17 protein-coding genes and 1 pseudogene are annotated in these 20,662 nt (G+C 60.7%); 4 read left to right on the plus strand and 14 right to left on the minus strand.

Features of this window, described 5'->3' with window-relative positions; translation table 11 throughout:
• Positions 1-38 precede the first annotated feature (38 nt).
• Positions 39-614, minus strand: a complete 576-nt coding sequence (locus tag ACZ9BX_RS02975; protein ID WP_476215629.1) for a hypothetical protein — start codon at positions 612-614, stop codon at positions 39-41.
• Between the two features lie 304 nt (positions 615-918).
• On the opposite strand from ACZ9BX_RS02975, the gene dnaE reads away from it, so the two are divergent.
• Positions 919-4,404, plus strand: a complete 3,486-nt coding sequence (dnaE, locus tag ACZ9BX_RS02980; protein ID WP_476215630.1) for a DNA polymerase III subunit alpha — start codon at positions 919-921, stop codon at positions 4,402-4,404.
• A 19-nt stretch (positions 4,405-4,423) separates the two neighbouring features.
• Here the strand turns inward: dnaE and ACZ9BX_RS02985 are convergent, their stop codons facing one another.
• The 3 genes from ACZ9BX_RS02985 to ACZ9BX_RS02995 all read right to left on the minus strand — a co-directional run bounded on the left by ACZ9BX_RS02985 (position 4,424) and on the right by ACZ9BX_RS02995 (position 7,708).
• A complete protein-coding gene (locus ACZ9BX_RS02985) occupies positions 4,424-4,930 on the minus strand; it encodes an HIT family protein (RefSeq protein ID WP_476215632.1) in 507 nt (168 codons plus the stop codon).
• Positions 4,931-5,035: 105 nt separating this feature from the next.
• The gene (locus ACZ9BX_RS02990) at positions 5,036-6,277 is read right to left on the minus strand and encodes a L,D-transpeptidase family protein (RefSeq protein ID WP_476215634.1); all 1,242 of its coding nucleotides are present in this window, start codon (positions 6,275-6,277) and stop codon (positions 5,036-5,038) included.
• A gap of 138 nt (positions 6,278-6,415) precedes the next feature.
• Positions 6,416-7,708, minus strand: a complete 1,293-nt coding sequence (locus ACZ9BX_RS02995; RefSeq protein ID WP_476215636.1) for a DNA polymerase IV — start codon at positions 7,706-7,708, stop codon at positions 6,416-6,418.
• 78 nt (positions 7,709-7,786) lie between these two features.
• Here ACZ9BX_RS02995 and ACZ9BX_RS03000 point away from each other — a divergent pair, with 78 nt between their 5' ends.
• Positions 7,787-8,374 (plus strand): N-acetyltransferase family protein, encoded by a 588-nt coding sequence (locus ACZ9BX_RS03000; protein ID WP_476215638.1) that lies wholly within the window; start codon positions 7,787-7,789, stop codon positions 8,372-8,374.
• On the opposite strand, the gene ACZ9BX_RS03005 is transcribed toward ACZ9BX_RS03000, so the two are convergent.
• Both ACZ9BX_RS03005 and ACZ9BX_RS03010 read right to left on the minus strand, forming a co-directional pair.
• The gene (locus tag ACZ9BX_RS03005) at positions 8,349-9,032 is read right to left on the minus strand and encodes a hypothetical protein (protein ID WP_476215640.1); all 684 of its coding nucleotides are present in this window, start codon (positions 9,030-9,032) and stop codon (positions 8,349-8,351) included. The two genes, ACZ9BX_RS03000 and ACZ9BX_RS03005, sit on opposite strands and share 26 nt — an antisense overlap.
• Positions 9,033-9,037: 5 nt before the next feature.
• Positions 9,038-9,346: a DUF3572 domain-containing protein gene (locus tag ACZ9BX_RS03010; RefSeq protein ID WP_476215642.1), complete on the minus strand. Its 309-nt coding sequence runs from the start codon at positions 9,344-9,346 to the stop codon at positions 9,038-9,040.
• A gap of 132 nt (positions 9,347-9,478) precedes the next feature.
• Here ACZ9BX_RS03010 and ACZ9BX_RS03015 point away from each other — a divergent pair, with 132 nt between their 5' ends.
• Together ACZ9BX_RS03015 and ACZ9BX_RS03020 are read left to right on the plus strand one after the other, a co-directional pair.
• Entirely contained in the window at positions 9,479-9,850 is a 372-nt protein-coding gene (locus tag ACZ9BX_RS03015) for a response regulator (protein ID WP_022714852.1), read from the plus strand.
• 18 nt (positions 9,851-9,868) lie between these two features.
• Positions 9,869-11,242 (plus strand): PleD family two-component system response regulator, encoded by a 1,374-nt coding sequence (locus ACZ9BX_RS03020; protein WP_476215644.1) that lies wholly within the window; start codon positions 9,869-9,871, stop codon positions 11,240-11,242.
• Positions 11,243-11,983: 741 nt separating this feature from the next.
• On the opposite strand, the gene rpmG is transcribed toward ACZ9BX_RS03020, so the two are convergent.
• The 8 genes and pseudogenes from rpmG to plsY all read right to left on the minus strand — a co-directional run bounded on the left by rpmG (position 11,984) and on the right by plsY (position 20,659).
• Positions 11,984-12,151, minus strand: a complete 168-nt coding sequence (gene rpmG / locus ACZ9BX_RS03025) for a 50S ribosomal protein L33 (RefSeq protein ID WP_003547442.1) — start codon at positions 12,149-12,151, stop codon at positions 11,984-11,986.
• Between the two features lie 93 nt (positions 12,152-12,244).
• Positions 12,245-13,429 carry an MFS transporter gene (locus ACZ9BX_RS03030; RefSeq protein WP_027508564.1) on the minus strand — a complete coding sequence of 395 codons (1,185 nt, stop codon included), beginning with the start codon at positions 13,427-13,429 and terminating at the stop codon, positions 12,245-12,247.
• 232 nt (positions 13,430-13,661) lie between these two features.
• Entirely contained in the window at positions 13,662-14,123 is a 462-nt protein-coding gene (locus ACZ9BX_RS03035; RefSeq protein WP_027508565.1) for a DUF983 domain-containing protein, read from the minus strand.
• Positions 14,124-14,231: 108 nt separating this feature from the next.
• Entirely contained in the window at positions 14,232-16,592 is a 2,361-nt protein-coding gene (gene rnr / locus ACZ9BX_RS03040) for a ribonuclease R (protein ID WP_476215647.1), read from the minus strand.
• A gap of 2 nt (positions 16,593-16,594) precedes the next feature.
• The gene (gene topA / locus ACZ9BX_RS03045) at positions 16,595-19,237 is read right to left on the minus strand and encodes a type I DNA topoisomerase (RefSeq protein WP_476219889.1); all 2,643 of its coding nucleotides are present in this window, start codon (positions 19,235-19,237) and stop codon (positions 16,595-16,597) included.
• Positions 19,238-19,561: 324 nt separating this feature from the next.
• Positions 19,562-19,850 (minus strand): annotated as a pseudogene (locus ACZ9BX_RS03050) (DprA-like winged helix domain-containing protein); the annotation flags it as partial.
• 25 nt (positions 19,851-19,875) lie between these two features.
• Positions 19,876-19,974, minus strand: coding sequence for a hypothetical protein (locus ACZ9BX_RS03055; RefSeq protein WP_425376388.1), 99 nt, complete (start codon positions 19,972-19,974; stop codon positions 19,876-19,878).
• 64 nt (positions 19,975-20,038) lie between these two features.
• A complete protein-coding gene (gene plsY, locus ACZ9BX_RS03060; protein ID WP_476215649.1) occupies positions 20,039-20,659 on the minus strand; it encodes a glycerol-3-phosphate 1-O-acyltransferase PlsY in 621 nt (206 codons plus the stop codon).
• Positions 20,660-20,662: the final 3 nt, after the last annotated feature.

Here is a 20,662-nt window from a genome sequence, read left to right on the forward strand (position 1 = left end):
AAACGTATGCCTGTAAAGAACAAAATGAGAACTTGTGACTACTGGCCGCAGATCGATTGACCGGTCTCGTCGCTCCATTGCTCGATCGCGATGACGCGCGGCACGGTCTTCACGTCCTTTCCGTCCTTCTGCAACTTGCCAGTCAGCGCATTGTAGTCGCAGGAACCGCCGGCATTGGCGAGCGTGTCGTAGTGATTATAGGTGTAACCGGCGACCACGAACTGCTTGTTACGATAGGCGAGCGTCAGCGTCTGGTCCCAGCGCTCGCGGCCGATCGCGCTGTTCTGGGAACGGACGGCAATGGAGGTCTTCCTGGCCGCCTTGATCGACGGTTCCTGACCGAGGACGCCGTCTGCATCCGTGCTGCCCCAGATTTTGTCGGGCGCTCTCGCCGAAAGCCTGAGCAGCTCGTGATCGGCGTCGCGCAGATAGATGTAGATGCCGATCTTCTCGTCGCTTGCAGCTTCGGCTGGTCCGGCGAGGACTGCGAGATCCGGCTTGCCGTCGCCGTTCCAGTCTCCGGTCGCGGCATCGACGATATGGCCAGGGTCTATGTCCGCAGCCGATGTCGCCGTTGCAGCGAGAATGGCGATGAATGCGATGGCGGTCCTCATGATTCTCCTCCGGTTCTGCCGTTAACTATGCGGAAAAGATTCCTGTTGACAACAGAACAATAGCGGAACAAATTGGAAACATAACGAGTAAGGAGAGCAAGATGACTGACATGATCCGTGATATCGCAGCATTCACCTCCATCGCAATGTTCGTTGCCAGCTTCTCGCTGATTCTCATGGCAATGTAATTTTTCAGGGGACCGCATCGCTTCATGCGGTCCGCCCAAGGGACCGCTTCTGGACATCGCCGTCATCAACACCGACAATGCAAATCGATTCATTCGGGCGATTGGAAGGGTATAAGATGGCGGATGCGCAGAGCGGCTTCGTCGGCGGGACTCCGGGTTTCGTGCATCTGCGCGTCCACTCGGCCTATTCGCTGCTTGAAGGCGCGCTGCCGCTGAAGAAGATTCTCTACAAGGCATCGGGCGACAGCCAGCCGGCGATCGCCATCACCGACACTAACAACCTGTTCGTCGCTCTCGAGTTTTCGCAGAAAGCGATGGAAGAAGGGCTGCAGCCGATCATCGGCTGCCAGCTGTCGATCGACATGGAAGACGGTCTGGAGACCGAAAGGCGCGGCGGCCAGCAGGCGCTGGCCAAGCTACCGGCGATCGTCGTGCTTGCCTCGACCGCGGCAGGTTACGAGCGGCTGGTCGATATCGTCAGCCGCGCCTATCTCGGCGGCGGCGACGACCAGGCGGTCCATATCCGCGCCTCCTGGCTGGAGGAGGCGGGAACGGAGGGCCTGATCGCGCTGACGGGAGCGCCAGGCGGTCCGGTCGATGTGGCACTGAAGCAGGGGCATGCCGCACAAGCGGAAAACCGGCTGCTCGCCTTGAAGCGCCTTTTCCCTGGCAGGCTCTATGTCGAATTGCAGCGCCATGGAACCTACGACAAGCGTCATGAGCAGAGGGTCGTGGGGCTTGCCTACGAGCACGATCTGCCGCTGGTGGCGACCAACGAGGCATTCTTCCCGGCACGCGACGACTACGATGCCCATGACGCGTTGATGGCCGTTGCCCATAACGCCATCGTGTCGGACGACAGCCGCTTCCGCCTGACACCGGACCATTATCTGAAGAGTCGCTCCGAAATGGCGAAGCTCTTTGCCGATCTGCCGGAGGCGCTGCAAAACACGGTCGAGATCGCCCGCCGCTGCTCCTTCGTGCTGAAGACCCGCAAGCCGATCCTGCCGCGCTTTACCGGCGCCACCGACGATCCGGAGGAGGCGGACCGCGCCGAATCGCTCGAGCTCCGCCGGCAGGCCGAGGAGGGGCTCGACATGCGCCTCGCTACCCTCGGCATGTCGCCCGGCTATGAGGAGAAGGATTATCGCGAACGGCTGGAATTCGAACTCAGCGTGATCGAGCGCATGAAGTTCCCCGGCTACTTCCTGATCGTTGCGGACTTCATCAAATGGGCGAAGCAGCATGGTATCCCGGTCGGTCCCGGCCGCGGCTCGGGCGCCGGCTCGCTCGTCGCCTATGCGCTGACGATCACCGACGTCGATCCCCTGCGCTTCTCGCTGCTTTTCGAACGCTTCCTCAATCCGGAACGCGTCTCGATGCCCGACTTCGATATCGACTTTTGCCAGGACCGCCGCGAAGAGGTGATCCGCTACGTCCAGCAGAAATACGGTCGCGCGCAGGTGGCGCAGATCATCACCTTCGGTTCGCTGCAGGCGCGGGCCGCCCTTCGCGATGTCGGCCGCGTGCTGGAAATGCCCTATGGCCAGGTCGACAAGATCTGCAAGCTGGTGCCGAACAACCCGGCCAATCCGACGCCGCTTTCCAAGGCGATCGAAGAGGAGCCTAAGCTCCAGGAGGAGGCGGCAAAGGAGCCCGTCGTGGCGCGCCTGCTCGATATCGCCCAGAAGATCGAGGGCCTTTACCGCCATGCCTCGACGCATGCCGCCGGCATCGTTATTGGCGACCGGCCGCTCTCGAAGCTGGTCCCGATGTATCGCGACCCCCGCTCGGATATGCCGGTTACCCAGTTCAACATGAAATGGGTCGAGCAGGCCGGCCTCGTCAAGTTCGACTTCCTCGGCCTGAAAACGCTGACTGTGCTGAAGGTCGCCGTTGATTTCGTCGCCAAGCGTGGCATCAACGTCGACCTCGCTGCAATCCCGCTCAACGACAAGAAAACCTACGAGATGCTCTCGCGCGGCGAAACGGTCGGCGTGTTCCAGGTGGAAAGTGCCGGCATGCGCAAGGCGCTGATCGGCATGAAGCCGGACTGCATCGAGGACATCATCGCCCTCGTCGCCCTTTATCGCCCAGGCCCGATGGAAAACATCCCGACTTACAATGCCCGCAAGCATGGCGAGGAAGAGCTCGAGTCGATCCATCCGATGATCGACCATCTGCTCAAGGAAACGCAGGGCGTCATCGTCTATCAGGAACAGGTGATGCAGATCGCCCAGGTCCTATCCGGCTATTCGCTCGGCGAAGCCGATCTCTTGCGCCGCGCCATGGGCAAGAAGATCAAGGCGGAAATGGACCAGCAACGCGAACGCTTCGTCGACGGCGCCATCCGCAACGGCGTTTCGAAACCGCAGGCCGATAACATCTTCGAACTTCTGGCGAAGTTCGCGAATTACGGCTTCAACAAGTCGCACGCAGCAGCTTATGCCATCGTCTCCTATCAGACGGCCTATATGAAGGCGCATTATCCGGTCGAGTTCCTCGCCGCGTCGATGACGCTCGACATGTCGAACACGGATAAGGTCAATGATTTCCGGCAGGATGCCAAGCGCCTCGGCATCGAGGTCATTGCGCCTTCGGTTCAAAGCTCATTCCGCCAATTTGAAACGGGCAACAACCGCATTTATTATGCACTGGCGGCGCTGAAGGGCGTCGGCGAAAATGCCGTCGATCACATTGTCGAGGTGCGCGGCGACAAGCCTTTTACCAGTATCGAGGATTTCTGCCTGCGTATCGATCCGCGCCAGGTCAACCGTCGCGTGCTGGAAAGCCTGATCCATGCCGGCGCCTTCGATTGCTTCGGCCAGGATCGCGCCCAGCTCGCCGCTGGCCTTGATCGCATTCTGGGCTATGCCCAGCGCGCGCAGGAAAACAAGCTGAGCGGCCAGTCGGATATCTTCGGCGGCGCGCTGTCGTCGGGCCCGGAGAAGATTGCGCTGCCGCCGTTTGCGCCCTGGCTCGCCTCCGAGCAGCTGCTCAAGGAGTTCCAGGTGCTCGGCTTCTACCTGACGGCGCACCCGCTCGACAGCTACAACAACATCCTGCAGAAGATGCGGGTCCAGACCTTTGCGGAGTTCTCCGCCGCCGTGAAGCAGGGCGCAACCAATGCCCGCCTTGCCGGAACGGTGATTTCGAAGCAGGAGCGCAAGACCCGCACCGGCAACAAGATGGGGATCATCGTCTTTTCGGATTCGTCCGGACAGTTCGAAGCCGTGCTGTTCTTCGAAATGCTGAACCAGTACCGCGATGTGCTGGAGGCCGGGAAATCCTTCGTGCTCACCGCCACCGGCGAGGAGCGTCCGGAAGGCGTAGGGCTGCGCTTGCAGACGATCCAGTCCCTCGAGGAGAAATCGCTGCAGATGCAGAAGGCGCTGCGCGTTTATGTTCGCGATTCCGGCCCGCTACGCGCCGTTGCAGCACATCTGAACGCCAAGGGCGATGGCCTCGTCTCCTTCATCGTCATCAAGGAGGACGGCAAGCGCGAGGTCGAGGTGGAGCTGCCGCAGAAATACCGCATCACGCCGGAAATCGCCGCCGCCTTGCGCGCCGCCCCCGGCATTGTAGATGTCGAGCTTGTCTAGGTCGTGAACTGAACCTGCACTATGAAGCGCTCAGTTCTTCAAGGAAAAGTTGGGTGATCTGCTCCGCTAGCCGTGCCATCTCGTCGGCCGGAATCTGCAGCACGCCATGCTCGGCCATGAGTGCGTGGTACTGTTGCTCCTGGAGCGGAAAACCTGCGGGCAGAGGGACCACATGGAAATGGATGTGGCTGTTGGCTTGCTGGCTGCCCAGCGAAAGAACGTAGATCCTTTCAGCCTCGAGTAGCTTTTTCAGCGCACGAGACAAGACGTGTATATGCCCTTGCAATCGCAGGTATTCTTCGGTCGAGAGATCGTGAGCCAAGTCTTCGCGGTGTTTCTTCGGGGAAACCAAGCAGTATCCGGGCAATGTTGGATACTTGCTGAGAAAGATGATCGTCTCCTCATCCTCGAAAATGCGATGATGGAAGAACGCGGGATCTCCGCTCACCACACCGCAGATAAAGCAGGGCCGTGTCGTGATATCACGCAGGTATCCATCGAGATCGAACGGCTTGCGCTTGCTCATGCTGAATCTCATCAGGACCATGTGCATAAATCAAGATTTCCTGCGCTCGCTCTCAAGCGAAGGTCGTTTTGAGCGCCTTCGCCGCATCCTGCGTGTAGCGGCACTCTAACGCGTGATCGTGATGAAATCCGTGCCGGCGCCGGTCTCCGGACCGATGCCGGTGTCGGAGATCGTCAGTGTCGAGCCTGCGGCCAGCATGCCGTCGATCCGGCGGCGCGTTCCGTCTGGTATTCTGATGCGGTCGAGCGCATCGGCGATCGGCGTACCGCCGGTCACGATCGAGCTCTCGTTGGCGACGATCCCGAGCCGCTTCATCGCCTGCCTGGAAAGATTGTTCTTGAGCGTCACGCCCAGCCAGTCAGCCCTGCCGTTTTCGACCTCGACGGCGTGCAGCGTGAAGAAATGCGTGCCGAGCGCCTGCCGCGGATTGTCGATCGTGATCGGCGCCTCGAAGACCGGTTTGAAATCCTGGCGCACCATGATGACGCCGTTCGGCGGTTCGCCCTTGCCTGCCGCCGCGTAAATTTCCCTCAGGAGAGTGTTGCTGACGAGCGCCTTGTCGTCCTTGAACTGCATGGATCGAAGCGCCTTGAAGGCATTGATGGCCTGAATGGTTGCAGTACCGAGAAGCCCGTCAGGCGCGCCGGCGGAAAAGCCGAGCTGGTTGAGATAGGTCTGGATATTGATCACCGTCTCGCGCTCGGTGCGGCGGGTGATGAGAATGCGGATCGGATTGGTGTTTTCCGGTACTGCGGCCCGCGCGACCGGAGGAGGCACTGCGCTGTTCATCGCCAGTCGAACCGGCTCGCCGCCGGTTTCGCCGATCGCCGGACGCAGTGCCGCATCCGAAAGCAGCAGCGGCGGTTCCGGCAGATCGGGACGGAAGAGATTCGGATGCGCAACCGGCTCGGGCGCCACTTCGGCATCGCTGATGATGACCGGCACGCTGAGGCTCGTCATCTTGTAGAGCTGTTTGGCAAAGGCGGCGGGCATGCGCACGCAGCCGTGGGAGGCCGGATTGCGCGGCACGGAATTCGATTCATGAAGCGCGATGCCGGACCAGGTCAGCCGCTGCATCCACGGCATCGGAGCCGCCGAGTAGAGGTTGGACTCGTGATATTTCTGCTTCTCGAGCACGGAAAAGATGCCGCTCGGCGTCGTGTGGCCGGCCTTGCCGGTCGAGACTTTCGACATTGCGATCACATCCGCGCCGTCATAGACGGCAAGCGACTGCTTGTCCTTGGAGACGAAGATTTGCAGCGTGCGGGCATCCGCCGCAAAAGCGGGGTGATGCACGAGTGCGGTCGCCGACAGCAAGCCGAGGCCGAAAACAAAACGCGAGAACATGTTAGCCAACCAATACGCAATACTTGTCCGGCATATTACGGCACGATGCTTAAGGAAGGCTTGAGCATTGGTCGCTGGATCGGCGTTCACGCATTGGTGATCTATAGCCGGCTCAGCCATGTATTTGCGATTGCCAGATTATCCGTCGCGCTTGCCGCTGCCGAACGTGTAGCCGGTCTCCACGGTCTTCTTGCCAAATTTCTCGCGCAGCTTGTCCATCGCGGCTTCCGCCGCCGCCCGACGCGTGGATTGCTGGTCGATGAGATCCGGCGGGTCGGCGCGTGCCGGGTCGCAAAGGTCGGTGACGCCGATGCCGATCAGGCGGAATTTCGTGCCGTCCGTTTCCTTCTCCAGAAGCTCGATGCCGGTGCGGAAAATCCTGTCGGCAAGCTGCGTCGGGTCCTCCAGCTTGCGGTTGCGCGTACGGGATTTGAAGTCCGCCGTCTTCATCTTCAACACGACGGTGCTCCCGGCAATGCCGCTCTTCTTCAGCCGCCAGGAGACCTTCTCGGAGAGACTGCGCAAGATCGGCACCAGATCCTCATAGCGCGAAATATCGTCGAAGAAGGTCGTCTCCGAGGAGACGCTCTTTGCCGGATCGTTGAGGTGCACCTCGCGGTCGTCGATGCCGCGCGAAAGGCGGGCAAGCTTCTGGCCGATACTGCCGTAGCGGCGCATCAGATCGGTCTCCTCCATCGTCTGAAGCTGGCCGATCGTGCGGATGCCGTCCGCTTCGAGCGTTGCCGCAAAGGCCCTGCCAACGCCCCAGATGGTCGTCACCCGCCGCGGCGCCAGAAACGCCACGGCTTCTTCGCGGCCGATGATGGAAAAGCCCCGCGGCTTCTGCAGGTCGGAAGCCACCTTGGCGAGGAACTTGCAGTAGGACAGCCCAACGGAAACCGTGATGCCGATCTCCTTTTCCACGCGGCGGGCGAATTTCGCCAGCGTCCGCGCCGGCGGATCGTGGTGCAGGCGCTGGGTGCCGCCGAGTTCGAGGAATGCCTCGTCGATCGAAAGCGGCTGCACCAGCGGCGTCAGCTCCTGCATCATGGTGCGGATCTCGCGGCCGACCTTGACGTATTTCTCCATATCGGGGCGGATGACCACCGCCTGCGGGCACGCCTCCAGCGCCTTGAACATCGGCATGGCGGAGCGGACGCCGTGGATGCGGGCGATATAGCAGGCAGTGGAGACGACGCCGCGCTTGCCGCCGCCGATGATGACCGGCTTGTCGGCAAGCTCCGGATTGTCGCGCTTTTCGACCGCGGCGTAGAAGGCGTCGCAATCGATATGCGCGAGCGTCAGATCGTAAAGCTCCCTGTGCCGCACGAGACGCGGGCTGCCGCAGGCCATGCAGCGGCGTGCCTCGCCCTTCTGCTCGGCAAGGCAGTCGCGACAGAAGCCGGGTGTCTTGTCAGGCGTTGGCGTCATCGTGATGAGAACAAAGATTGAACATCGAGAGATTACGCCTTAAGCTTCCGAGTCTCAAGAGACGGGAGAGGTTTGGCTTTGGACATCGATCTGCGTTTTGAGCCGGTGACGCCGGAGCGCTGGACGGATTTCGAGACGCTCTTCGGTCCGCGCGGCGCGTTCTGCGACTGCTGGTGTGTGGCGCTGAGGCTGCCGCATGCGGTGCGCACCAAAATGCGGCCGGAGGAGCGGAAAGAGCATATCAAAAGCCGCATCGCCGCCGGTCCGCCGCCCGGCATTCTCGCCTATGCGGATGACCGGCCGGTCGCCTGGGTGCAGGTCGGTCCGCGCCATGACGTTCCGCAGTTCAACTCACCGCGCGTCGTTTCCCGGCCGCTAGAGGATGGCGATGCACTGGACGCGTCCGTCTGGGCGATCAGTTGTTTCTTTCTTGCAGCACCGTTGCGCGGCAAAGGCCTCAGCCACCATCTGCTGCAGGGCGCAATCGACCACGCGAGGCAGAACGGCGCGCGCTATCTCGAAGGCTGCCCCATCGATCATACGAAGCAATCAAAGTCGGTCACGCTCTGCATCGGCTCGACCGCGATCTTCGATGCAGCGGGCTTCGAGCCGGTGGCGCGGCGAAAGGACGGCCGGCCGCTTATGCGGCTGGATTTGCAGCAGTGAGGCTTCGAGCCGCGTTGGCTTCGGCAAAATGCCGTCCGATCATGGATGCGGCTTCGTTCCAGTTGTTGACGCGTGGAGTACCGTCCATCGCCGCAGGCGCGAAACGGTGAATTTCGGAGACCGGCATCAGATGCAGCAGAAGGCAGATATCGACATGTTCGCGCACCGAATGAAGATTGACCGCCATGTCGTCGATGAAAGCGACGGGCAGGGGGCGAGCGCCATGCAGCATCTTGACGATCGGCCCTTTCGGCTCACGCGCCGCCAGAAGAGGGTGGGTCAGGCCGAAGCGGTCGAGCAGCCGCCGCCGCTGATCGGCATAGACCGGCGGCATTGCGGTCAGGAAAACGATATCGGCCTCGGCGGAGAGCCTGCTGAGTGTCTCCGCCGCCAGTGAAACCGGCAACTGCCACTCTTCCTGCCGTTCGAAGAAGGTTTCGACCAGCCGGCTGACGTGGATATCCTCGAGCGCAACCCCATCTTTAGAAACGATATTGCCATGAAGACGGAAGGAACGCGGCAAAAGCTCATGCCCTTCGCTGAGAAGAAACCGCTGGAAAGGATCGATAAACTGCAGCACGACGTCATCGACGTCGCAGACGATCAGCGGCCGGTCGCCGAGCCGCACATGCGAGATGTCGAAGGTCACGGTCTCCATTGCGCTCAGTATTCTCCGGAATCGAGGCCGGGAGAGGAGAAATGCCGCCACGCGGCAGTGAGCGTATCAGGCGCCGTGCCGGTCGTTTGGCAGAAATCCACCGCCGTCGGCTCGTGGTTCATCAGGAAATCCAGCATGCCGGCAAGGAAGCCCGGATCGTTGATGGCGTTGCGGACCTGGGCAGGCTCCACGCCCGTCAGCGCCAGGAAACGCGAGAACATGTCGGGCTCGTTTGCCAGCCAGCCGAGAACGGCAATCGCCGTTTCCTGCGGGTCTGTGGCTAAATGTTTGGAAGTCTTGAAGTTGCTTTGCATTTCGCTGGGTAAGTTACCTTTTCTTCAACCAAATACCGGTAGTTTACCACTATCGGTTTCCTGGATTCGCGCGCGCAGTGTTCTGTCACGGCGCGATCGGCTGCAGGGACGAGACGTAGGGACAAGCGTGCAATGCCCAAACAGGTGATGATTGTAGAAGATAACGAGCTCAACATGAAGCTCTTTCGCGACCTGATCGAGGCGTCCGGCTATACGACGATTCAGACCCGTAACGGAATGGAAGCGCTTGATCTTGCTCGAAAATACAAGCCGGACCTGATCTTGATGGATATCCAGCTTCCGGAGGTTTCCGGCCTGGAGGTCACCAAATGGCTGAAGGAAGACGACGAACTGCATGTCATCCCGGTGATCGCGGTGACCGCCTTTGCCATGAAGGGCGACGAGGAGCGTATCCGTCAGGGCGGCTGCGAAGCTTACGTGTCCAAGCCCATCTCGGTTCCGAAATTCATTGAAACGATCAAGACTTATCTCGGTGATGCCTAGCGCATCTGAAAGACGTTTATGACGGCGCGCATATTGGTGGTTGATGATATTCCGGCGAATGTGAAGCTGCTCGAAGCGCGGCTCCTCGCTGAATATTTTGACGTGCTGACGGCCGCCGACGGTTATCAGGCGCTGGCGATTTGCGAGCGAAACCAGGTCGATCTCGTCCTGCTCGACGTGATGATGCCGGGGCTCGACGGCTTCGAAGTCTGCGCGCGCCTGAAGGCGAACGCGAAGACCTCGCATATTCCCGTCGTGATGGTCACGGCGCTGGACCAGCCGGCCGACCGCGTGCGAGGCCTGAAGGCGGGCGCGGACGATTTCCTAACCAAGCCGGTCAACGACCTGCAGCTCATCTCCCGCGTAAAGAGCCTTCTGCGCCTGAAGACGCTGAGCGATGAACTGCGTATCCGCGCCGAAACGGCTGAGACGATGGGGATCGACGACCTCATCCGCGCCGGCGAAACACGTCCGGAAGAGGCCGGTCAGATTTTGCTGGTCGACAGCCGCGCCAATTCGCAGGAGCGCGTCATCAAGGCGCTGAAGCCGATTGCCGACGTGACCGCCATCTCCGACCCGCAGGCAGCTCTGTTCGAAGCCGCCGAGAACGCCTTCGAACTGGTGATCGTCAATGCCAATTTCGACGATTACGATCCTTTGCGGCTCTGCTCCCAGTTCCGCTCGCTGGAGCGTACCCGTTTTCTGCCGATCCTGATCATGACGGAGCAGGGCGCAGATGACATGGTGATCCGGGCGCTCGATCTCGGCGTCAACGACTACATCGTCCGTCCGGTCGATCCGAATGAACTCGTCGCCCGCAGCCTGACGCAGATCCGCCGCAAGCGTTTCAACGACCGTCTGCGCGCGAGCGTCAAGCAGACGATCGAACTTGCTGTCACCGATCCGCTGACAGGCCTCAACAACCGCCGCTATCTCGACAATCATCTCAAGGTTCTCTTCAACCGCTCGATGGCGCGGGGCCGGCCGCTTTCCGTGCTGATCACCGACATAGACCGCTTCAAGCAAGTGAACGACACGCATGGCCACGATGCCGGCGACGAAGTGATCAAGGAATTTGCCAATCGCATCCGCTCAACCGTCCGCGGCGCCGATCTCGCATGCCGCTACGGCGGCGAGGAGTTCGTCGTGGTGATGCCGGATACGTCGCCCGAGGTGGCCGCTGCGGTTGCCGAGCGTCTGCGGGCCTCCGTCGAAAGCATTCCTTTCGAGCTGAAATCGGCGGGGCAGGAGCTGAAGGTCACCGCCTCCTTCGGCATTTCTTCGCGCCTCTCTTCGGTCATCACGCCGGATCAGCTTATGAAGCAGGCCGATCTTGCTCTGTATGAAGCAAAGAACACCGGTCGGAACCGCGTCGTTGCTGCTGCGGCTTGACGGCAAGACTTTTTCAAGAACGGCTCAGGACACCTTTTTCCACCGGAATCGGTGAATCTTACAAATTTGTAATCGTTGCGCAGGCAAATGACATGTTTCTTTTGTGGAAAAGATCTGGAAATGGATTTCTGCCTTCGGTGACCTTCTTAGGGTGCATCTCCGGCGGCGGGAAGAACAAAGGCGTTCCGTCAAAGAATACACCCGTGGCGACCGGCAACTGTGCAAGCAGTGCTATTTCCAGAGCGAAAATGTTGCGACATTACGTAACGTCAGTATCCGACAAAGTTACTGCTATGTGCCTATAGGTTTCTTCGCAAAACTGGTTCATTTCCTGAGCGCCTAAGTCATTCGGCTGATCTCCACCTGCCCCAAAATTGGACTTTTAACCATAGGAGCAGGCAGGAATTTCTCATCATTAAGAATTTGTTGATTTTCTTTCTTTTTTGCGCAAATTATCGGCTCATAAGAGAAAGTGCTCCCTCTTGAGGAGCCGGCATACCCCATGATGCTCAGGTCCGCCGCATCTCCTGGGTCGTGGGGTCGGTCGGCTAGCATGCAACTTACGCGGTTCCTCGTGCCGCGTTGCCTGCTGGCCGACCCCTTATCGGAAAAACGCCGTCGTTCCCATCATAGGGAAAGACGGCGTTTTTGTTTGCGCTTTTGCGGAAAATAACAATCCAGAAATGAAAAAAGCGCGCAACCATGTGGCGCGCGCTTCCTGAAAGAACCTGAAATCAAGGGTTACTTGATCTTGGTTTCCTTGAACTCGACGTGCTTCTTAGCAACCGGGTCATACTTGGTCTTCGTCATCTTGTCCGTCATCGTACGGCTGTTCTTCGTCGTGACGTAGAAGAAACCGGTGTCGGCCGTCGACAGCAGCTTGATCTTGATTGTGGTAGCCTTGGCCATGGTCGTCCTGCCTTTAAGAAAATGAAAGCCGTGGAAAGCCGGATGGGCTCCACGGCAAATTCTGGCGCGAAACTACGAATCCAGCCCGAAAAGTCAAGCCCGCTTTCGGAGGAAAAGCAGCCTTATGCCCGCCAGCAAGGCATAAAGGCCGAAGAAACAGGCAATCGCCCATGCAAAACCATTGTTTCCGGCAACGTCGATAGCAACTCCGATCGCCTGCGGGCCGGCAACGGTGCCGACCGCATAACAGAAGACGAAGGCGGCATTCGCCGCCGCAAGGTCGGATCCTGTTAGCCGGGAGCCGAGATGGCTGAGGCCGACGGTATAGAGACCGGCAACGCAGCCGCCCCAGAAGAGCAAGACCCCTGCCATCATGATCCAGCTGTGGGAGAGCAGCGGCAGCATCAGCGAGCCGATGAGGCCCATGAAGGCCATGGCGGCAAGCAGCGGGCGCTTGTCGGAAATCCGGTCGGAGAGCATTCCGACCGGGATCTGAAAGATGACGTTGCCGATGCCCATGACCGTCAGCAGCAGTGCCGCCTGCGATTCGGTGAAGTTCGCGCGGATCGCATAGATCGGAAACAGCGAAAGGCCACCCGCCTCGACCGCGCCGAAAATGAAGACCGCGGCCGTTGCCGTCGGCACCAGGAAGACGTAGCGCATGAAATGCAGTTCCGGCTTCTCTTCGAGGATCGGGCTTTCGTGCCGCGCGATAAAGATCGGAATGGCCGCAAGCAGAATCGCGGCCGCGCCGACAATAAATGGGAGAATTCCGTCGCTGCCGAGAATCGAAAAGAGCAGGGGCCCCGCCGCGAAGCCGAGCGAAAGCACCGTCGCGTAAATACCAAGCACGAATCCGCGTTTCGTGGGCGGTGAGGCGGCGTTGATCCAAAACTCGGATAGGATGAACAGGGTGGTCGTCGCACCGTGAAAGGCAAAGCGAAGAGGAAACCAGAGCCAGAAATCCTCGGCGTAGTAAAATCCGAGCGAACTGAGCGCCGAAATCACCACCGCCCAGAGCATGGTAGGGGCCACTCCGTATTGATGCGCGAGTTTCGTTGTGATCGGGGCGGCGGCCATGGCGGCGACCCCCGCCATGGCCGTATTCAGGCCGATGAGCGTTGAGGGGATGCCGCGTTTTTCCAGGATGATGCTGAGAAGCGGAAGGCCGAGGCCGATCGCGATGCCGACAGCGGAAATCGACGAGACGGCGGCAACCAGCGACGGCCAATGGATTTCCTCGACATCGCCCGGTGTGCCGTTTCTCGGCTGAGACATGAATCCATCCTTGAATGACTGAAACGAATCGCCCGTTTTGTGGCACATAGAAAGGCACATGCGTGCCAAATCCAAGTGACGGGCTGTGCTTTACGGAAAGTCCGGCGCCGATGGCAATAGATCAAATAATCCAGCTCATGTTCACTCAGGACTGGCGTTGCAACCCTGCAGCGCCGGCGAGCGTTGCCCACTACACGCGAATTATGTCTGGATGGTGAAGGTGTAGGACTGCTTATGATGAGCGCCCGCGGCCGGGGATATCGTAATCGTCGTGATCATCGCTCTGGCCGCCGAAACCATGCAGGCGCAGCGCCCATTGCAGGCCGATCACGCCGCCCTTGATCGGCTGGATCGAGGCTAGGGCGGTCAGAACGGTGATGGGAGCCCAGATTGCCAGCGTCAGCCAGAGCGGCAGCGGCCAGATCATGTCAGTCATCATGTAGCCGCCGACCACGACGTGGCCGATAACGAGGATCACGAGATAAGGCGGCAAGTCGTCGGAGCGGTGGTGGTGCATGGCCTCGCCGCAGGCGGCGCAATGGTCGACAGGCTTCAGGAAAGCCCTGAAAAGCTTGCCGCTGTTGCAGTGCGGACAACGGTTCAGCATGCCGCGAATGATGGAGCGGCCGAGCGGACGCTCGGTCTTTTCTGCATCCCCATAGCGGACCGGTTGTTCGGTCGAGGCAGTGGTCATGATCGTTCCTTTTCGAGCGTCCCTACACGCATGGAGCGCCGCAAGCCCGCCTCGCGGGCAAGGGACGCTCCGTACTTCAAATGGAGAGCATCCCGAAAGAAGGATGCCCTATCGCCGTCCTCCTGGCGGCCTTGTTCCGGCCGTCTTGCGGGCCTGCCGATTGTCCCGGCGGCCTGCCTTGTGGAACGAGCGCACTGCCGTCGGCATGTTGCGTCCTTCGCTGACCATCTCGAAACGAAGCGCGCCGGCGAGCGGGATCGCTTCGGCAAGCTTCACGGTGACATCGTCTCCGAGACGGTAGCCCAGTCCGGTCTTCTCACCCGACAGCGCTTGATGCGCCTCGTCGTAGATGAAGTAGTCCGTACCGAGCGTAGATATAGGTACGAAGCCGTCGGCTCCATAGTCAGGGAGGGCGACAAATAGTCCCGACTTCGTGACGCCCGATACGCGCCCCTTGAACTCTTCGCCGACCCGCGTGCTGAGATGATGGGCGATCAGCCGGTCGACTGTCTCGCGCTCCGCGGCCATTGCACGGCGCTCGAAGGTGGAGATTTCGGCGGCGATGTCGTCGAGTGCGGCTTCTTCCTCCGGCGTGATGGCGCCTTCGCCGAGACCGAGCGAGCCGACCAGCGCGCGGTGGACGATCAGGTCCGCGTATCTTCGGATCGGCGAGGTGAAGTGCGCATACTTCATCAGGTTCAGCCCGAAATGGCCGATGTTTTCCGGGCTGTAGATCGCTTGGCTCTGCGAGCGCAACACCATCTCGTTGACCATCGTCTGATGCGGCGTGTTCTCGGCCTTTGCCAGAATGCCGTTGAAGCTGTTCGCCCTCACATTGCCGCCCTTGGCAAGCGAGATGCCGAGCGTCGCCAGAAAGTCGCGCAGGATCTCCTGCTTGGCAAGCGTCGGGCTATCGTGGATGCGATAGATCAGCAACTGGCGCTTCTTTTCGAGCGTTTCGGCCGCACAGACATTTGCCTGGATCATCATCTCTTCGATGAGCTTGTGCGCGTCGAGCCGAGGCGGCACGAAGACGCGGTCCACTGTGCCGTCTGGCTTCAGCAGGATCTTGCGCTCGGGCATGTCGAGTTCGAGCGGCTGGCGCTTGTCGCGGCCGCGTCTTATTACCTCGTAGGCATGCCAGAGCGGCTTCAGGATCGGTTCCAGCATCGTCCCGGTCTTGTCATCCGGCGTGCCGTCGATCGCCGCCTGCGCTTGGCTGTAGGAGAGCTTCGCCGCGCTCTTCATCATGACGCGGTGGAACGTATGCCCGGCCTTCCTGCCATCCTTCGAGAAGACCATGCGCACGGTAAGCGCCGGGCGGTCGACGCCTTCCTTCAGCGAGCAGAGGTCGTTGGAAATGCGCTCCGGCAGCATCGGCACGACACGATCCGGGAAATAAACCGAATTGCCGCGCTTCAGCGCTTCGCGGTCGAGTGCCGAATTGGATCTCACATAGTAGGACACGTCCGCGATCGCCACGGTGATGATCACGCCGCCGGGATTGTCGGGGGAGGGGTCCGGTTCAGCATAGACCGCGTCGTCGTGGTCCTTCGCATCGGCCGGGTCTATCGTGATCAGCGGCACGTCGCGCCAGTCTTCGCGATGCGACATGGTCGCGGGCTTCGCCGCTTCGGCTTCGTCGATCACCGCCAGCGGGAAGACATGCGGAATGCCGTGCGCGTGGATCGCGATCATCGAGAGCGCCTTCTCCGAGGCGACGGAACCGACGACCGACAGCACCTTTGCGCGCGGTAGGCCGATGCGTCCGAGGCGCGCGATCTCTACTTCGACCAAATCGCCATCCTTGGCGCCGCCGGTATAATCCGGATCGATCAGCATTTCCTCGCCGCGCCGTTCGATCGGCAGCAGCCGTCCGGCGCCGCCGGGTGCAGTGCGGAAGACGCCCATGGTCGCGCCGCGGCGCTTGTCGATGATCTTGATGATGCGCGCGGTATAGGCCGGTCCGCCGCGGTCGGCCGCCGGGAATATCTTCGCCACCACGCGGTCGCCCATGCCGGCAACGGGGGCCTTGCCTTTGCCCTGACGCCCGGCCGGCGACGTCTGGCGGATCGCGACAGCGGGCGCAACGCCCTGATCCTCCGGCCATTCCGCCGGCCGGCCGATCAGTTCGCCGTCCTTGTCGCGCGTCGTGATGTCGAGCACCGTCACAGGCGGCAGCGCGCCCGGCCGGATGAGAGACTTGCGCGTCTTCTGCAGCATGCCTTCCTGTTCGAGATCCCGCAGCATGTGCTTGAGTTCGACGCGACTATGGCCCTTGAGCCCGAATGCCCTGGCGAGCTCGCGTTTGGACGCCTTTTGCGGATGCTCGGCGATGAAGCGCAGGACGACTTCGCGCGACGGCAAGGCGCCGTGCACGATGTTCAGCGGCTCGACCGCGGGGGCATCCGGGCTCGCGCGGCCGATTTTGCCCATGGTCTTCGTTCTTTCGCGCGGGATCCTGCTCACACTCAGCTCTTCTTCGTTTTCGCGGGCGCCTTTGCTTTTGCCTTTGGTTTGGTGGCCGTCTTCGCCGCCTTGCCTTCGGCCGCGGCGGCCTTTGCCTTCGGTTTTGCTCTGCCCTTTGCCGCCGGCGCCTTGCCAGCCTTGGCGGCGATCAGCGCCAGCGCTTCCTCGACCGTGATTGCCTGCGGGTCCTTGCCCCTCGGCAGCGTAGCGTTCACCTTGCCCCAGCTCACATAGGGGCCGTACTTACCATCACGAACGGTGATCGCGCCGCCATCGGGATGTTCGCCCAACGCCTTCAGCGCAGCTGGTGTTCCACGGCCGCCCGGCGCCTTGTTCGCTTTCTCGGCAATCAGCGTCACCGCGCGGTTGAGGCCGATCGAAAACACGTCCTCGACGCTTTCCAGGTTGGCATAACCGCTGTCATGCAGGAGGAACGGCCCATAGCGCCCGATGCCGGAGGAGATCATCTTGCCGGTTTCGGGATGCTTGCCGATATCGCGCGGCAGTGAGATCAGGGCCATCGCCTTCTCGTAGTCGATGTCTTCCGGCTTCCAGCCCTTCGGCAGCGAGGCGCGCTTGGCATCCTTGCCGTCGCCGCGCTGGATGTATGGACCGAAGCGGCCGGAGCGCAGCGTCAGTTCCTCGCCGGTCACGGGATCGGTGCCGAGGTTCTTCGGCTCGTTCTGTGCCCCGCCTTCGGCTTCCCCACCGTTTTCGGAGGAGAGCTGGCGGGTATAGTTGCATTCCGGATAGTTCGAGCAGCCGACGAAGGCGCCGTATTTGCCGAGCTTCAGCGACAGGTTGCCGGTGCCGCAGACCTGGCAGATGCGCGGATCGCTGCCGTCCTCCCGCTTCGGGAAGACGAGCGGCGCAAGCGACTCGTTCAGCGAGTCGAGTACGTTGGTGACGCGCAGTTCCTTCGTGTCCTCGATCTGCGCGAAGAAGTCTTTCCAGAAATCGCGAAGCACCTGCTTCCAGTTGAGCTCGCCTGCCGAAATCCGGTCGAGCTTCTCCTCCAGGTCGGCCGTGAAATCATATTCGACGTATTTGGTGAAGAAGCTTTCGAGGAACGCCGTCACCAGCCGTCCCTTGGAATGCGGGATCAGCTTGCGCTTGTCGATGGTCACATATTCGCGGTCGCGGAGCGTTGCGAGCGTTGCCGCGTAAGTGGAAGGACGGCCGATGCCGAGTTCTTCCATTTTCTTGATCAGCGTCGCTTCCGAATAGCGCGGCGGCGGTTCGGTGAAATGCTGCGTGGAATTGATCTTCTGCTTTGCGAGGTTCTCGCGCGCATTGATCTCCGGGAGGCGGCCGCCGTCTTCGGCGTCGTCGCTCTGCTCGCCGTCTTCCTTCTGGTCGGTATAGGCCGCGATAAAGCCGTCGAAGCGGATCACCGAGCCGACGGCGCGCAGGCCAGCCTTCTGGCCATTGTTGTCGGCGGTGATTTCGGCGGTCGTGCGCTCGATTTCGGCAGACGCCATCTGGCTTGCGATGCCGCGCTTCCAGATCAGGTCGTATAGCTTGATCTGATCGGCATCGAGGAATTTCCGGACGCGGTCGGGCGAACGGTTGAAATCCGTCGGGCGGATCGCTTCGTGGGCTTCCTGGGCGTTCTTCGCCTTGGTGGAATAGAAGCGGGCCTTTTCCGGCATGTAGCGCTCGCCGAACTGATCAACGATGGCGTGGCGCGCCGCATCGATCGCTTCGGACGCCATCTGCACGCCGTCGGTACGCATATAGGTGATGAGACCGACAGTCTCGCCGCCGATATCGACACCTTCATATAGTCTCTGGGCGATCTGCATGGTGCGCGATGCCGAGAAGCCGAGCTTGGAGGACGCCGCCTGCTGCAGCGTCGAAGTCGTGAACGGCGGTCCCGGGTTGCGTTTGACCGGCTTTGCCTCGACGCTGTCGACAACATAGGCCGCACCCTCGAGCAGCGCCTTCAACTTGCCGGCCTCTTCGCCGTTGCCCACCGAGCGCGCCTGCAACCGCTTGCCATTGGCTGCCACCAGCTTGGCCTCGAATTCGTCACCGCGTGGTGTCTTCAGGAGAGCCGAGATGTTCCAGTATTCTTCCGAGATGAAGCGCTCGATCTCGGTTTCGCGGTCGCAAACGAGACGTAGCGCCACCGATTGCACGCGGCCGGCCGAGCGAGCGCCCGGCAATTTACGCCAGAGGACGGGCGAAAGATTGAAGCCGACGAGGTAATCGAGCGCACGGCGCGCGAGATAGGCATCGACCAGCGGTACGTCGATGTCCCGGGGCTCGGCCATCGCGTCCAAAACCGCCTTCTTGGTGATGGCGTTGAAGACGACGCGCTTCACCGGCTTGCCGTTCAGCACGCGCTTCTTGTTCAGGACGTCGAGCACGTGCCAGGAGATGGCTTCACCCTCGCGATCCGGGTCGGTTGCGAGGATGAGCCCGTCGGAAGACTTCACCGCATCGGCGATGTCCTTCATGCGCTTGGCCGAGGCGCTGTCGACCTCCCAAAGCATTTCGAAATCCTGGTCAGGAAGAACAGAGCCGTCCTTGGCAGGCAGATCGCGAACATGGCCGAAGGAGGCGAGCACCTTGTATCCGGGGCCTAGATACTTGTTGATCGTCTTGGCCTTGGCAGGCGATTCCACCACTACAACATTCATCATGATTCTCTAAAAAACTACCGCGCCCGGCGAGGAGGAGAGCGTAATACTTGCCGCTCGAAGAATACCGGCCCTCCGACATGGACAGGGAAATCGTTCCGGTCAAGGGGTTTGCTGAATTTTAGGCGTTGCAACGCGATACAACCACAGGGAGATTATAAACGCATTGCAATTTGAGATATTTGAGTTATCGTTTTTCAAGTGTGGTCAGATGCTCGCCGAGCTGCGCCAGGTCGCCGAAAAGGAAAAGGCGGATATGCTCTGCTATCTCTTGGAAATGGCCTATGTCGAGGCCGGCGAACTTCACAACCGCATGTAGGAGGCTTAGCCACCCATCGCAAGGGAGACGAGGCCGCCGGGATGCCGGTGCAGCCTTCCGGCGATATCCAGCTCGAGCAGAACGAGATAAACCGCCGAGGCGGAGAGCCCCAGTATGCCGGATTATATCGTCGATCTCGACCGTGTCGGCCCCAGTGCATCGACGATCCGGGCGCACTCGGAACCGTCGGGCGGCAGCATATCCCCTTCCGTCGCCGTCCGGCTCTTCGGCAACCGGTGCCAAAAAAAGATCGAGCTGCGACAGCGATGCTAGCGTCTCGACCACATCTTCGGGCGGCGCGCCGCCACGCGAGGAAAGCTCAGGCAGCATCGAAAGCGCTGTTTCCGCCGAGCCGAAAATGATTGATAAGATCGCGAAAGGTGGCGGGACCGACCTTGTCGGAGCGGATCAGCCGCAGCCAGGCAAATCCGTTGCCGTTCCGTCAGCGCAAGTCCTTTGGCCTTGCGCTTGCCGCGTCCATCTTATCCCTTCGCCCCGATCTTGCTTTCCGTCCCGCTGAGCAGGCGGGAGATGTTGGCCTTGTGCCTGTAATAGGAGATGGCCGACATGATCGCCATGACAGCTGCAACCTTCTCGGCCCCTAACATCCACAATGCAAGCGGAATGACTAGCATCGCAACCAGCGCCGACAACGAGGAATAACGCGTCGTAAAGGCAACCGCGAGCCATACGGTGCCGAAAAGCAGGACCATGACCGGTGCGATGCCGAGCAGCGTGCCGATGTATGTCGCAACGCCCTTACCACCTTTGAAACCGATCCAAACGGGGAAGAGATGGCCGATAAAAGCAAAGAAGCCGGCAATGATGCCCGCTTCCTCACCAGCAAAATAGGTCATGATCCAGGCAGCGACGGAGGCCTTCAGCGCATCGAGCAGAAGCGTTGCTGCCGCAAGCTTCTTGTTGCCGGTACGCAATACGTTCGTTGCACCAATGTTGCCCGAGCCGATGTTGCGCACGTCACCGAGCCCGGACGCCCGCGTCAGGACAAGGCCGAAGGGGATGGAGCCCAGAAGGTAGCCGATGACGGCCGCCGCGAGCGCCAGCGGCAGCGTAATCTGCCAAGTGGTAAGATCGGATATCATCGT

The organism is Rhizobium sp. USDA 3886 (genome assembly GCF_056279785.1).

Coding starts and splice junctions, on each gene's coding strand:
- ACZ9BX_RS02975 (WP_476215629.1), bottom strand. CDS start 614: ATGAGGACCGCCATCGCATTCATCGCCATTCTCGCTGCAACGGCGACA.
- dnaE (WP_476215630.1), top strand. CDS start 919: ATGGCGGATGCGCAGAGCGGCTTCGTCGGCGGGACTCCGGGTTTCGTG.
- ACZ9BX_RS02985 (WP_476215632.1), bottom strand. CDS start 4,930: ATGAGCAAGCGCAAGCCGTTCGATCTCGATGGATACCTGCGTGATATC.
- ACZ9BX_RS02990 (WP_476215634.1), bottom strand. CDS start 6,277: ATGTTCTCGCGTTTTGTTTTCGGCCTCGGCTTGCTGTCGGCGACCGCA.
- ACZ9BX_RS02995 (WP_476215636.1), bottom strand. CDS start 7,708: ATGACGCCAACGCCTGACAAGACACCCGGCTTCTGTCGCGACTGCCTT.
- ACZ9BX_RS03005 (WP_476215640.1), bottom strand. CDS start 9,032: ATGGAGACCGTGACCTTCGACATCTCGCATGTGCGGCTCGGCGACCGG.
- ACZ9BX_RS03010 (WP_476215642.1), bottom strand. CDS start 9,346: ATGCAAAGCAACTTCAAGACTTCCAAACATTTAGCCACAGACCCGCAG.
- ACZ9BX_RS03015 (WP_022714852.1), top strand. CDS start 9,479: ATGCCCAAACAGGTGATGATTGTAGAAGATAACGAGCTCAACATGAAG.
- ACZ9BX_RS03020 (WP_476215644.1), top strand. CDS start 9,869: ATGACGGCGCGCATATTGGTGGTTGATGATATTCCGGCGAATGTGAAG.
- rpmG (WP_003547442.1), bottom strand. CDS start 12,151: ATGGCCAAGGCTACCACAATCAAGATCAAGCTGCTGTCGACGGCCGAC.
- ACZ9BX_RS03030 (WP_027508564.1), bottom strand. CDS start 13,429: ATGTCTCAGCCGAGAAACGGCACACCGGGCGATGTCGAGGAAATCCAT.
- ACZ9BX_RS03035 (WP_027508565.1), bottom strand. CDS start 14,123: ATGACCACTGCCTCGACCGAACAACCGGTCCGCTATGGGGATGCAGAA.
- topA (WP_476219889.1), bottom strand. CDS start 19,237: ATGAATGTTGTAGTGGTGGAATCGCCTGCCAAGGCCAAGACGATCAAC.
- plsY (WP_476215649.1), bottom strand. CDS start 20,659: ATGATATCCGATCTTACCACTTGGCAGATTACGCTGCCGCTGGCGCTC.